The sequence below is a fragment of the Erwinia persicina genome (genome assembly GCF_019844095.1).
Taxonomy (GTDB): Bacteria; Pseudomonadota; Gammaproteobacteria; order Enterobacterales; family Enterobacteriaceae; genus Erwinia; species Erwinia persicina.
On the sequence record NZ_CP082141.1, the window covers coordinates 2,938,804 to 2,951,896 of the forward strand.

At 57.0% G+C, this 13,093-nt stretch carries 16 protein-coding genes; 3 read left to right on the forward strand and 13 right to left on the reverse strand.

Annotated features, from left to right (window positions below):
* Positions 1-113: 113 nt before the first annotated feature.
* The 9 genes from flgJ to flgB form a co-directional block, all read right to left on the reverse strand.
* The gene (gene flgJ, locus K6L24_RS13420; protein ID WP_062743740.1) at positions 114-1,055 is read right to left on the reverse strand and encodes a flagellar assembly peptidoglycan hydrolase FlgJ; all 942 of its coding nucleotides are present in this window, start codon (positions 1,053-1,055) and stop codon (positions 114-116) included.
* Positions 1,055-2,161 (reverse strand): flagellar basal body P-ring protein FlgI, encoded by a 1,107-nt coding sequence (locus K6L24_RS13425; protein WP_062743741.1) that lies wholly within the window; start codon positions 2,159-2,161, stop codon positions 1,055-1,057. Before K6L24_RS13425 ends, flgJ begins: the two co-directional genes overlap by 1 nt.
* A 9-nt stretch (positions 2,162-2,170) precedes the next feature.
* Positions 2,171-2,872 (reverse strand): flagellar basal body L-ring protein FlgH, encoded by a 702-nt coding sequence (locus K6L24_RS13430; protein ID WP_062743742.1) that lies wholly within the window; start codon positions 2,870-2,872, stop codon positions 2,171-2,173.
* 86 nt (positions 2,873-2,958) lie between these two features.
* On the reverse strand, positions 2,959-3,741 hold the full coding sequence (gene flgG, locus K6L24_RS13435) for a flagellar basal-body rod protein FlgG (protein WP_062743743.1): 783 nt from the start codon (positions 3,739-3,741) through the stop codon (positions 2,959-2,961).
* Between the two features lie 15 nt (positions 3,742-3,756).
* Entirely contained in the window at positions 3,757-4,512 is a 756-nt protein-coding gene (locus K6L24_RS13440) for a flagellar basal body rod protein FlgF (protein ID WP_062743744.1), read from the reverse strand.
* Between the two features lie 21 nt (positions 4,513-4,533).
* On the reverse strand, positions 4,534-5,742 hold the full coding sequence (gene flgE, locus K6L24_RS13445; RefSeq protein ID WP_062743745.1) for a flagellar hook protein FlgE: 1,209 nt from the start codon (positions 5,740-5,742) through the stop codon (positions 4,534-4,536).
* Positions 5,743-5,772: 30 nt separating this feature from the next.
* Entirely contained in the window at positions 5,773-6,444 is a 672-nt protein-coding gene (gene flgD / locus K6L24_RS13450; protein ID WP_062743746.1) for a flagellar hook assembly protein FlgD, read from the reverse strand.
* 11 nt (positions 6,445-6,455) lie between these two features.
* Positions 6,456-6,860, reverse strand: a complete 405-nt coding sequence (flgC, locus tag K6L24_RS13455; RefSeq protein ID WP_062743747.1) for a flagellar basal body rod protein FlgC — start codon at positions 6,858-6,860, stop codon at positions 6,456-6,458.
* Between the two features lie 3 nt (positions 6,861-6,863).
* Positions 6,864-7,277 carry a flagellar basal body rod protein FlgB gene (gene flgB / locus K6L24_RS13460; protein ID WP_062743748.1) on the reverse strand — a complete coding sequence of 138 codons (414 nt, stop codon included), beginning with the start codon at positions 7,275-7,277 and terminating at the stop codon, positions 6,864-6,866.
* A gap of 156 nt (positions 7,278-7,433) precedes the next feature.
* Between flgB and flgA the strand changes: the two genes are divergently transcribed.
* The 3 genes from flgA to flgN all read left to right on the forward strand — a co-directional run bounded on the left by flgA (position 7,434) and on the right by flgN (position 8,944).
* Positions 7,434-8,102 (forward strand): flagellar basal body P-ring formation chaperone FlgA, encoded by a 669-nt coding sequence (gene flgA / locus K6L24_RS13465; protein WP_062743749.1) that lies wholly within the window; start codon positions 7,434-7,436, stop codon positions 8,100-8,102.
* Between the two features lie 104 nt (positions 8,103-8,206).
* The gene (gene flgM / locus K6L24_RS13470; protein ID WP_062743750.1) at positions 8,207-8,509 is read left to right on the forward strand and encodes a flagellar biosynthesis anti-sigma factor FlgM; all 303 of its coding nucleotides are present in this window, start codon (positions 8,207-8,209) and stop codon (positions 8,507-8,509) included.
* A 3-nt stretch (positions 8,510-8,512) separates the two neighbouring features.
* Positions 8,513-8,944: a flagellar export chaperone FlgN gene (gene flgN, locus K6L24_RS13475; protein WP_062743751.1), complete on the forward strand. Its 432-nt coding sequence runs from the start codon at positions 8,513-8,515 to the stop codon at positions 8,942-8,944.
* A gap of 61 nt (positions 8,945-9,005) precedes the next feature.
* Here flgN and murJ read toward each other — a convergent pair whose 3' ends face one another.
* From murJ to rimJ, 4 genes are all read right to left on the reverse strand, one after another.
* Positions 9,006-10,544 (reverse strand): murein biosynthesis integral membrane protein MurJ, encoded by a 1,539-nt coding sequence (gene murJ / locus K6L24_RS13480; protein WP_062743752.1) that lies wholly within the window; start codon positions 10,542-10,544, stop codon positions 9,006-9,008.
* Between the two features lie 264 nt (positions 10,545-10,808).
* On the reverse strand, positions 10,809-11,732 hold the full coding sequence (locus tag K6L24_RS13485) for a Gfo/Idh/MocA family protein (RefSeq protein WP_062743753.1): 924 nt from the start codon (positions 11,730-11,732) through the stop codon (positions 10,809-10,811).
* Complete coding sequence (locus K6L24_RS13490) at positions 11,729-12,379, reverse strand: DUF480 domain-containing protein (protein WP_187509714.1); 651 nt, start codon at positions 12,377-12,379, stop codon at positions 11,729-11,731. The genes K6L24_RS13485 and K6L24_RS13490 overlap by 4 nt, the downstream gene beginning before the upstream one ends.
* 8 nt (positions 12,380-12,387) lie before the next feature.
* The gene (rimJ, locus tag K6L24_RS13495; RefSeq protein ID WP_062743755.1) at positions 12,388-12,981 is read right to left on the reverse strand and encodes a ribosomal protein S5-alanine N-acetyltransferase; all 594 of its coding nucleotides are present in this window, start codon (positions 12,979-12,981) and stop codon (positions 12,388-12,390) included.
* Positions 12,982-13,093 lie beyond the last annotated feature (112 nt).

Sequence of the window (13,093 nt, forward strand, 5' to 3'; positions counted from 1 at the left end):
CGGCAACTGCGAGCCAGCATTGACGAATCGTTTGCCGGAGGCGGGTCAACCCCATCCGGCCTGAACAGGTTATCGGTTAAATGGGGGTAAACTTGAGCCTTCCCCCCAAATTTTTAAAACAAATCGCCAATATCCTGGCTATAGGCTTTGACCACTTTTTCACCCATGCTTTTGAACTGCTGGATCATACCGACCAGCTTTTGCGCATACTTGGGATCGGTGGCATAGCCCGCCGCCTGCAACGCCTGTGCGCCCTGCTCAGGCGAAGATGCCGTGGTCACTGCGGCGTAGCGCGGGTTGTTACTCAACAGTTTGACGTAGTCATTCAGGGCATCGAAATAGGAGTCATAAACGCGGAATTTCTGCTTCACCTTCTTCGCCTCACCGTTTTCGAATTCGGTGGTCATGATATCGGTGGTCTTGCCCTGCCAGCTGCCCGTGGCTTTAATGCCGAAGACGTTATAGCTCGGCTTACCGTCGCGGGTGAGGATCTGACGCTGACCCCAGCCGGATTCCAGCGCGGCCTGCGCGAGGATCAGGTGATGAGGAATACCGCTTTGCTCACTCGCTGCCTGTGCCGGTTTCGACAGCATGGCGATAAAGTCACCATTATCGCCCGACAGCGGCATCTCATGGGAAGAGAAACGCGGCACTGCCTTGCGGACAATCTGCTCCATTGCAATCGGCGGTAACGTGTTAATAAAACTCTTATCCAGCGGCATCGGCACCGTACCCGCTTTTTCATTCAGCGGCTTCTGGCCTTCCATCTGTTTAACAATAAGATCCGCCAGACCGAGGCCTTTCGCCCCGATCTGCTGGCCAATCTGCTGATCGTACATGGAGGTATAAAGCCGCGTCTGCTCGCTGCTCATCAGACCATCCTGAGGCAGCGCCTGGCGCATACTTTTCAACATCATCTGTACAAACATCCCTTCGACCTGTTTGGCCACTTCCCGCGCATGGGCTTTCGGATCGTTGCCCGCCAGGCGTTTCAGGTTGTTTAGCGAGCGGCTGTCATACGCCGCACTGGTCAGAGACTGGCTGTGGTCGGTCATCAGATAATTTCCAGTTTTGCGTGCAGACAGCCTGCGCTTTCCATGGACTGCAGAATCGACATCAGGTCGATAGGCGTTGCGCCCAGCGCGTTAAGCGCCCGCACTACGCTGTTCAGGTTGGCGCTGGCATTAACCGTCTGTAACGCCCCACCGCTCTGACGCAGATCGATCTGAGTCTGTGGTGTCACCACCGTCTGACCGCCGCCAAACGGCGTATCCGGCTGGCTGACGTTTTGCGTCTGGTTCACGGTGACCGACAGGCTGCCCTGCGCGATGGCGCACTGTGTCAGCATCACTTCACGGTTCATAACCACCGAGCCGGTACGTGAGTTGATAATAACTTTGGCATCCTGAATGGGTACCGAGACGTCAATGTTCTGAATGTCTGCCAGCAGGCGCACCTGAGAAGTGCTGTTCGCTGACGAGCGGATTTGCACGGTGCGGCCGTCAACGGCCTGGGCCATGCCGTAACCGCCCCGGCTGTTAATGGCATCGCTGATGCGCTGCGCCATGCTGAAGTCTTCCTGGTTGAGGTAGAGGCTGACCACGTTGCTGGTACCGAAGTTATTCGGCAGCTCACGCTCAATGGTGGCACCGCCGGTGATCCGCCCGCCATTAACCTGGTTCACCTGTACGCTGCTGCCGCCGGCCGCCGCGCTGGCTCCGCCAATCAAAATGTTACCCTGTGCCAGCGCATATACCTGGTTATCCACCCCTTTCAGCGGCGTCATCAGCAGCGTACCGCCGCGCAGGCTTTTAGCGTTCCCCATGGAAGACACCACGACGTCCAGCACCTGACCCTGACGGCCAAACGCCGGCAGCTTGGCAGTGACCATCACCGCCGCCACGTTTTTCAACTGCATATTGGTGCCCGTCGGCACGGTGATCCCCAGTTGCGAAAGCATGTTGCTCAGGCTCTGTGTGGTAAACGGCGTCTGCGTCGTCTGGTCACCGGTGCCATCCAGCCCCACCACCAGGCCGTAGCCGATAAGGGAGTTATCGCGCACGCCGCCCACCGTCGTGAGATCGCGAATACGATCGGCCTGAGCCAGGGTGCTGAACCCCACCATCAGCAGCAGGGCAAATCGAATCAGTACATTACGCATTAAAACCTCTTACATCGGTGATATGTTCAGGAAGAACCGCTGCAGCCAGCCCATGTTCTGCGCTTCATTGATATAGCCGTTACCGACGTATTCAATGCGGGCATCGGCCACCTGGGTGGAAACAACGCTGTTGCTGGCGCTAATCGTGCGGGGGTTAACCACGCCGGAGAAGCGGATAAATTCAGTTCCCTGATTAATCTCAATCTGTTTCTCACCGACCACATTCAGGTTGCCGTTCGGCAGGACCTGATTAACGGTAACGGTGATGGTGCCGGTGAAGGTGTTGTTCGCCGAAGCGCCCCCTTTGCCAGAAAAATCATTTTTGCCTTCCCCGGCGAAGGTGGCTTTGTCGCCGCCCAGCAGTCCGACCAGGGCACGCGGTGTGGCAGACAGCCCAAAGCTACTGCTGCCATCACGTCCGGCATTGGCTGAAGAACTCTTACTCGCGCTGACATTTTCCTGCAGCGTGATGGTTAACGTGTCGCCAATATTACGCGGGCGTCGATCCTCAAACAGCGGCTGATAGCCGTAGTTCATCGGCATCACGCCCTGAAAAATAGAGCCGTTGACCAACGCAGGCGAAGCAGGCATCGGCTGGGCCGTTGTCGAACCTTCCACCAGTGGCTTACGGGGAACTAACGCACAACCGTTAAGCGTTAGCAGCAGCGTGGCCACTAACAAACGTCCAGGCAATGAGATCTGCTGCGCCATGGATATAAACCTTTCATTACGAGAATATTTTATTAACGGGCCGGGCAAGCCCGGCACCTGTAACGGTCAGACAGGCCGTTTTACACTTACAGCTGAGTCAGCTTCGCCAGCATCTGGTCAGACGTACTGACCGCCTTACTGTTAATTTCGTAAGCGCGCTGAGTCTGGATCATGCTGACCAGCTCTTCCGCTACGTTAACGTTCGACGTTTCAACGTATCCCTGATACAGCGTACCCGCGCCGTTGTTACCCGGGTTACTTTCCGTAGGTGCACCGGACGCCTGCGTTTCCTGGTACAGGTTCTCACCCATACTTTCCAGACCGGCGTCATTGATAAAGGTGCTCAGCGTCAGCTGACCTACCTGTACCGGGTTGGTCTGCCCCTGCTGCGTGACGCTCACCACACCGTCACGGCTCACCGTCATGCTCAGCGCATTCGGGGGGATCGTGATGGCAGGCTGCACCGGGAAGCCCCCGTTAGTGACCAGCTGGCCATTCTGATCGGTCTGGAATGAGCCATCACGGGTATAGGCTGTGGTGCCATCAGGCATCTGCACTGAGAAGAACCCCTGCCCGCTGATGGCAACATCTTTCGATGAATCGGTCTGCGACAGATTTCCCTGATTATGCAGACGCTCAGTGGCGACCGGACGGACACCCGTACCAATCTGTAAACCTGAAGGCAGCGTTGTCTGTTCTGACGACTGAGCCCCCGGCTGACGCAGGGTCTGGTACATCAGGTCTTCGAACACCGCGCGCTGACGTTTAAAACCGTTGGTGCTGACGTTTGCCAGGTTGTTGGCAATAACGTCCATATTGGTCTGCTGGGCGTCAAGGCCGGTTTTGGCAATCCATAAAGAACGGATCATGTGTTATTCCTCTGGTCAGCTCATTGACAGCAGCTGGTTAGCTCTTTGTTCGTTTTCATCGACGCTGGAAATCACTTTCATCTGCATCTCGAAACGACGCGCATTGGCAATCATATCGACCATGGTCTGTGTGGTGCTGACGTTACTGCCTTCCAGCACGCCCGGCATCACTTTCATGGTCGGGTCAAGCGGCAGGGTGGCACCGCGCTGCGCCACGGCGCTGGCAGAGACGCGGAACATGCCGTCATCGCCGCGCGTCAGCTCACTGCCGGTGGCCTGTACCAGTTTGAGGCGGCCCAACTGGACTGTCGCATTCGGTGCATCGCCCGGATTCAGCGCGGTAATCGAACCGTCAGCCGCGATGGTGAGTTCCGCACCCTGCGGGACAGCAATCGGCCCGCCATCGCCCATCACCACATTGCCCTGTACGGTCAGCTGTCCGGCCGGGCTGACTTCCATATTGCCGTTGCGGGTGTAGGCTTCGGTGCCGTCGGCAGTCTGCACTGCCAGCCAGCCGTCACCCTGCATCGCCACGTCCAGCGCACGCTCGGTATAGTCCAGCGCACCCTGCGTCATATCGGCTCCCGGCGTCGATGCCGTGACCAGCGTACGGGTCGGTAGTGACAGCCCCTCAACCGGAACTGCACGCGCCGCACTAAGCTGCGCCCGGAATCCCGGCGTGGCGGCGTTGGCCAGGTTGGCCGCTGTCACTGCCTGCTGATCGAGGGTCTGACTGGCAGCCCCCATTGCGGTATAGATTGCGTGATCCATTGGACTCCCCTGTTAACCGAATTAACGCAGGTTGACCAGCGTGTTAAGGATCTGGTCCTGAGTTTTGATGGTCTGCGCGTTTGACTGATAGTTACGCTGCGCGACGATCATGTTGACCAGCTCTTTGCTCAGGTCGACGTTCGAAGACTCCAGCGCACCGGCGGTCAGCGTACCGAGGTTACCGGTACCGGCGATGCCGGTCAGCGCCTGACCAGATGAGGCGGAAGCAGACCACACGTTGTCACCTTCAGACTTCAGGCCTTCCGGGTTAGCGAAGTTAGCCAGCACGATCTGACCCAGCACCTGAGTCTGTTCGTTGGAATAGGTCCCGACCAGCGTGCCATCATCATTGATCTGATAGCTGGTCAGTTCGCCAGGCTTATAGCCATTCTGAACCGGGTTACCAAAGGTGGTGGTGCCGTTGTTCTGCTGCAGGCTGCCGGTGATATCCACAGTCAGATTGGTCGGGCCTGCTGAACCGTTCAGGGAGCCCATGGTGAAACCGACCAGACCGCTTGCCGGGGTAGTCAGGTTACCGCTGGTATCAAACTCCAGATTGGTCGCCGTGCCCGTGGTTCCGGTTGACGCATCTACTGGGGTAACGGTCCAGTTATTATCAGCCGTCTTGTTAAAGTACAGGTTGATAATGTGTGAGTTACCCAGCGAGTCAAACGTGGTCATCGCTGACTTGGCGTTATATGTCGTAGGATCGGCAATTTTCAAATCAGCAACAGGCTTAATGGTGTCCGTAGAGTTCAGGTTAGCCGTCATTGAGGTCGTTGTGGTGGCTTTAGCCGACATGCCGCCGGTGGGTACACTCAGGCCTACCGGGTTAGCACCGGTCTGGATAGTCGGCGGTGTGCCGGTGGCCGGATAGCCGGTCAGCTGCAGACCCTGCATGTTGACGATATTACGATCGGCGTCGAGGGTGAACTGGCCGTTACGGCTGTAGTACACCGCACCGCTGGCATCCGACATGCGGAAGAAGCCCTGCTGGCTGATCGCCACATCAAGTCCACGGCTGGTGGTGGTGGTGGTACCGTCGTTAAAGTCCTGCACCACGGCCGCAACCTTGGTACCCAGACCGACTTTTGATCCGGCAAACATATCGGCAAACGCGACGGTGCTGGATTTAAAACCCGCTGTCGCGGAGTTGGAGATGTTGTTACCAATAACGTCGAGGTTGCTCGATGCCGCGTTTAAGCCGCTGACTGCCTGTGAAAAGCCCATGTTGTCACTCCTGAAGCATAAATTAGTGGATTAAATAATCTGACGTATGTTATCCAGGGTGGTCGTACCCATGGTGCCAAGGTCAAGTACTGCGCCTTTTGAGCCGCTACTGACGCCGCTCACCAATGCATAGTTCAGCGGCTGAGCCACCAGCTGGCCAGTAGCATTGCTGGCGCTGATGGAAACGGTATATTTGCCGTCGGCGGCGGCGGTGCCATCCGCGGCTTTACCATCCCACTGGAAGGTATGTACGCCAGCGGTCTGTGCGCCGAGGTCAATGGTCTGGATCACGGCACCGCCAGCATCTTTAATGGTGGCGGTCGTCGAGGTCGAGGCCTGCCCCAGTTCCACACCAAATGGCGTGGTGGTGGTTTTACCGACCAGAATTTGTGACCCGTTGACCATCACACCGTGACCGATCAGCGTTGACGCCTGTAAAGACTGGCCGGAAGTAATCTGACCGGAGATCGAACCGAGGGTAGTGTTCAGCTTCTCAATCCCGCTCAGGGTGTTGATCTGCGCCAGCTGCGAGGTCAGCTGGCTGTTGTCCATCGGGTTCGTCGGGTCCTGGTTCTGCAGCTGGGTTACCAGCAGCGTCAGGAAGTTACTCTGTAAGTCCGCCGCTGACGTATCAGAAGAAGACGAAGAAGACTGCAGCGTGGTGGTAGCCTGCTTCTCATTTACACCAACAGCAATACTCATCGGGAAGCTCCTTATTGACCCATGGTTAAGGTTTTCAACATCATTTGTTTAACGGTGTTTAAAACCTCGACATTGGCCTGATAACTGCGCGAGGCCGACATGGTGTTCACCGTTTCACCCACAACATCCACATTGGGCATTTTTACGTAGCCTTTGGCATCTGCCATCGGGTTACCGGGTTCATAGACCAGACGTGCCGGGGCCGGATCGTCGATCACCTGAGCCACTTTGACGCCACCGGTAGGCGAACCCGGTGCCGCGTCGGTTTGAAACACGACCTGCTTCGCCACATAAGGCTGACCATCCGGCCCGGTGACGCTGTCGGCGTTGGCCAGGTTACTGGCGCTGACGTTAAGACGCTGTGACTGTGCAGCCATTGCCGAACCGGCAATATTAAAAATATTCAAAAGTGCCATGCGTTATTGCCCCTGTAGCACAGACATCATGCCCTTAATCTGACTGCTGATAGCCATCAAATCCGTCTGATATTTCAGACTGTTATCGGCAAACTCTGTGCGTTCGCGGTCCATATCTACCGTGTTACCGTCCAGCGCAGGCTGGTCAGGAATGCGGTACATCAGATCCATCGAAGGCGGTTGAAGATTTTCTGCAGGAATATGGCGTGCCGACGTCACCGCCAGCGACAGACCGGAACCCTGCGCCCGCCCCTGTTCCAGCACTTTGTTCATCTGGCTGGCGAAATCGATATCGCGTGCCTGATAGCCCGGCGTGTCAGCGTTGGCGATATTGGATGCCAGGATTTCCTGTCGCTGTGCACGCAGGTTCAGGGCTTCGGTATTAAACCGTAGTGCTGCGTCCAGTTTGTCGAGCATGCGTCCTCCGCAAGTGAGAATTTAGAGCTGACAGCATAATCGCCGGGGGGAAAGGGCTATCGTTTGAATAGCGCTAAAAAGCGTCGCTAATTTGCGCCTTGACAATATGTACGGAAGGGTAGAATCAGTGCCAGGTTGATTAAGAGGAAGCCCCTGATGCGAGGAATGACAAGACTGCTGGCCGTTTTACTGGTTCTGATAAGCGCCTCTGCCAGTGCTGCTGACCTTAACGCACAGCTCAATGAATTTTTCAAAAACCGCTATGGGCAAAGCGGACAGGCTGCCGATAACATGACCGTAGTGGTGAAAACGCCACAGCGGATGTGGCCCGCCTGTGAACAACCGCAGTTCTCCCTGCCCGGCAATAGCCGTATGTGGGGCAATATCAGCGTCGCGGCCAACTGTGAACAGAATCGCCGTTATATCCAGGTCCAGGTTCAGGTCACCGGTACTTATCTGGTCGCCACCCGCCAGGTCTTACGGGGCGCCACCATCAACGCGGATGATATGCGCCTGGAACAGGGCCGGCTGGATACCCTCCCCGCCCGTACGGTAATGAAAGCGGAGGAGGCAGTCGGAGCCATCGCCCTGCGTGACATCACGCCAGGACAGCCCGTGACCCTGATGATGATGCGGCAGCCATGGCGGGTGAAGGCCGGTCAGACGGTCACCATCACCGCCAGCGGTGACGGTTTTAACATCAGCAGCGAGGGTAAGGCGATGAACAATGCCGCCGCCCTGCAGACGGTCAGAGTACGAATGAATTCAGGACAGATTGTGATGGGTAAGGTCGACGCTAATGGGAATATTCTGATAACGCTATAAACCACTAAAGTAGGCCTCAGTTCTGCCGATAGTGTTAATAACGGCCATTTTACTATTAGAATATTGAACATCAGACCCGAATGTCTGAGTTAACAGGAGCGCATATGAGCATCGACAGAACCCAGCCACTGAAACCAGCAAGTACCGTTCAGCAACGTGACACCAATGATGTTGCCCAGCCTAAAGCCCGTGCGGCAGAAGGTAAAACGACGGCAACCCCAAACGGTACTCAGGTTGTGCTCAGCGGCGCACAGTCACAGCTGACCAAAGCCAGCGCTCAGGACATCAACACAGTGCGTGTTGAAGAGCTGAAGAACGCGATTCGCAACGGCGAACTGAAGATGGACACCGGCAAAATTGCCGACGCGCTGATCCAGGAAGCCAAAGACTCACTGCAAGGTAATTAACCCATGGATAAGCTGCAAAACGCCCTTGATAAAATGCTTGAAGTTCTTTCGTCGCTGGCCGATGTCATGAATGCAGAGCAACAACAGCTCTCAGCAGGTCAGGTCAATAGCAGCTTATTACAGCGAATTACTGAGGATAAGAGCTCTTTACTGGCAACCCTCAATTTCCTGGAAGAGATGCGTCGTGATGCGGAAAAAGCCAGCGGGACTCATGTGCCCTACAGCCGGCATCCGGAACTGGCGCGTCGCTGGTCATCTATTCAGGATCAGACGGTAAAACTGCGTGATACCAATTTACATAACGGTATGCTGCTCAATCATCAAATCAGTCATAACGAGCATGCGTTGCAGGTACTGAAGCCTTATCAGTCACAAAAATTTTATGGCCCTGACGGTCATGCGGTCGCCAGCGCTCCGGTGAGCCGCAAAGCCTGATTTCCGTCATCCATTGTCAGACTTTACCCCGCTGCGCTTGCGCGCCGCGGGGTTTTTCTGTTCATACTGCCGAACGGCGTGAGAAGTGTGCCGGACGGAAACCCAGTAGCCCCAGCACAATAAAATAGACGCCCCCGCCCACCGCGCAGACTGCCGCCAGCCGCAGCAGGCGTGACAGCATATTGCCGGTCGCCCAGTCCGGCATCAGCATCATCATGCCCACCAACGCCGCTGCCATCACTACCACGGCAATCACCAGACGGACGAGAAAGCTGAACCAGCCCGGCTGCGGCTGAAAAATATCCTGCTTGCGAAGCTGCCAGTAAAGAAGTGCAGCATTCAGACAGGCGGCCAGGCCGATCGATAACGACAGTCCCGCATGTTTGAGCGGGCCAATAAAGGCAAGGTTCATCAGTTGGGTGGCGGCCAGCGTGAACAGCGCAATTTTTACCGGCGTTTTAATGTTCTGACGCGAATAGAAGCCGGGTGCCAGCACTTTCACCACAATCAGCCCCATCAGCCCGACCGAATAGGCGACCAGCGCACGCTGGGTCATTGCCGCATCGAACGCGCTGAATTTGCCGTACTGAAACAGCGACACGGTCAGCGGCTTAGCCAGGATCCCCAGCGCGACGGCACTGGGCAGCGCCAGCAGGAAGCAGAGCCGCAGTCCCCAGTCCATCAGCCGGGAATACTCATCCTGATTCCCGCTGGCAAAGCTTTTTGCCAGCGACGGCAGCAGAATGGTGCCCAGAGCGACGCCCAGTACCCCGGACGGAAACTCCATCAGGCGGTCGGCGTAGTACATCCAGGAGACGGAACCCGACACCAGGAAAGAAGCAAAGATCGTGTTAATGATCAGCGAGATCTGACTGACCGACACGCCGAGGATCGCCGGGCCCATCTGACGCATCACGCGCCATACGCCGGCATCCTTCAGGTTCAGACGCGGCAGCACCAGCATGCCGATTTTCTTCAGATGCGGGAGCTGATAGCCCAGCTGCAGCACCCCGCCCGCGACCACCGCCCAGGCCAGCGCCATGATGGGGGGATGGAAATACGGTGCGGCAAAGACGGCAAAACCTATCATGCTGACGTTAAGCAGCGTCGGGGCAAAGGCCGGCACGGAGAAGCGATTCCAGGTATTGAGGATCGCCCCCGCCAGCGATGCCAGCGAAATCAGCAAAATGTAGGGGAACGTCACGCGCAGCAGCGAGGAGGTCAGGGCAAACTTGTCGGGGGTGTCCGCGAAGCCCGGTGCAGTGATCAGGATCACCCAGGGAGCAGCAAACATCCCCAGTACGGTGACCGCAGCCAGAACCAGCGTCAGTAGCCCGGACACATAGGCGACAAAGACTTTTGTTGCCTCTTCACCCTGCTTACTTTTGTACTCTGCAAGGATCGGCACAAAGGCCTGGGAAAAGGCTCCCTCAGCGAAGATACGCCGCAGCAGGTTGGGCAGCTTAAACGCAATAAAAAAGGCATCTGTCGCCATGCCTGCGCCGAAGACGCGCGCCACGATGGCATCACGCGCAAAACCCAGCACGCGTGAAAACAGGGTCATAGAGCTGACCGCTGCCAGTGATTTCAACAGGTTCATGTATATCCTGATTCAGGTATCCGGGAAGACCGGCTTGCAACAAGAGAGATCCGGTGAAAACCGGTCCGTTTAAGGTGTGGATAGTCTACTGAAGTAAAAGCAAATAACCACTGCGGATTGTTACGGGTTTTATCCTGTCTGCGCGGTGTGCGTGGTGATGAAAAAGGGCTGACCCAAAAAGAAGGTCAGCCCCTGCCATCACGCTTTGGTCCTGCGGGGGGTATGACAGGCTGGCCGGATAAGGCGGTCAGCCCCGCCAGCCGCCTACTCCCGTTCGGCGTCACGCCACAGCTTCTCGACCATGCGTTGGGCAATTAACGCCTGTTCTCCACTGGTTTGCGGCATTGTCTGATTTTCCACACAGCGGATAAAATGGTGGGCGGCACCGACAAAACCGCGCTGTTCCAGCGTGGTCTGCCAGCCGGGGGTCGGATCCACGCTGATCTTCCCCGCTTTCTCCTGCTGCCAGTCGCGCATCTCACTAACCTGATAGACGGCACCGTCATCGATTGCCATTACCCGCTCGGTCTGGCTCCCTGCACGGCGATGCATACTGGTGGTCACCTGGATGTTACCGGCGTTAAAATGGTGTTCGGCATACAGCATCTGCCCGCTGTCATTCGTCTGCAGCGTACCGCTCAGGAGCCGCCCCTCCCCACCCGCCAGCCACAGTGCACTGTCGACCACGTGCAGATAATCATCCAGCAGCGTGAAAAAAAGATCCTGTGGGCCGACGCTGTCGCTGCGGTGCTTATCCATGCGGATCGCGGCGGGCTGCACCAGTGCCTCTTTCAGTTGGAGGTAGCGCGGTGCAAAGCGGCGGTTAAACGCCACCATCAGCTTACGCCCACGCCTGTCAGCCAGTTCCACCAGACGCTCGGCCTCGCTCAGGGTGGCCGCAAGCGGTTTGTCCACGCAGACATCCACACCGGCACGCAGCAGGCGATCCACAATGGCATAGTGGCTGGCGGTGGAGCTGTGAACAAATACCGCGTCGCTGGCAGCAGCCAGATCGTCGAGGGTAGCCAGCAACGGAATACGATAGCTGTCGCAGATTGGCCGCGCCTTTTCCTGATTCGGTGAAAAAGCCCCCGCGATTTGCCAGCCGTCGGTGCAGGTCAGCACCGGCAGCCAGGCCTTCTGTGCTATCCCGCCCAGCCCGACGATACCGACTTTCAGTCCGCTCATTCCGCCCCCTGTACGTTCAGCAACCGGTCAATCTGCTGCTGTAAGGACGCCACCTGATGCTCAAGGGCGCTGACACGCGCCTCCAGCCCCCCCTCTGCTTCGCTGCCGGCACTGACCGGAAGCGTCTGCGCCTCCACGTCACCGCTGAACAGATGCCTGTAGCGGCTCTCGCGCTTACCCGGTTCACGAGCCAGTCTGACCACCAGCGGCCCCTCTTCGCGCTGCGCCAGATGCTCCAGCACCTGTTCCACTTCCCCCACATCGGCAAAGTCATGCATCCGCGTACTGCGGGTACGCAGCTCACCCGGCGTCTGGGCCCCACGCAGCAGCAGGGTGGCAATCACCGCGACCTGCGCCGGAGAAAATTTCAGCTGACCGAATTCAGAATTACAGAAGCGTTGCTCATATTTCACCACCCGGCTTCCGAAGCCGTTGAGGGCCGTCAGCTGATGCTTTTTGACCAGCAGGTCGAGGGTATTCTGCACTTCACTTTCGCTCAGGGACATGACCGGTTCGCGATTCGACTTCTGATTACAGGCGGTGACTACGGCATTCAGCGACATGGGATACTGGTCCGGCGTGGTGACCTGTTTTTCCAGCAGGCAGCCGATCACCCGCGCTTCAGTGGCGGTTAAGGGCGTTTTGATCATCAGGGTTACACTCCACGCCGTTCAGGCGTCCATTCGTGGGAGGTCAGCGCCGTCAGGACGTGATCCTGCCAGCGGCCGTCAATCATCAGGTAATCTTTGGCATAGCCTTCTTTTTCAAAGCCGAGGCGGGCCAGTAACCCGCCGCTGCGCTGATTGTGCGGCATATAATTGGCCATAATACGGTGCATTCGCTGCTGGCGCTGCATATAGCGGATGGCACTTTGCAGCGCTTCGAACATCATGCCCTGCCCCTGCCATTTCTCACCCAGCGAATAGCCGAGATAGCAGGCATGAAACGATCCGCGCAGCACGTTACTGAAGTTCGCCACTCCGCGGATTTCGTTCTCATCAGGGTCCATGACGGCAAAGTAAAAGGCACTGCCCTGTTTCTGCATTTCTGTAATTAACCCCAGCCGCGCCTGCCAGCCGGAGGGATAGCAATGACTTTCGTCACGCACCGGCTCCCAGGGTTTAAGGAAGGCGCGGTTTTCAGCATAGTAATCGGCCAGTCTCCAGGCATCACGCTCATTGACCAGACGAACCACCAGACGGTCGGTAGTCAGGTGCACTTTCGGCACGGCAGTACGGTAGCCAAACATCTTATCTCCTGAAATCTCTGGCCAAAACAACATTATTCAACGGGAGCCACCGGCGGAAAACTGCACGGAATGCCTGTTGCTTTACTATAACCGCCATCACGAAGCCGGGTAA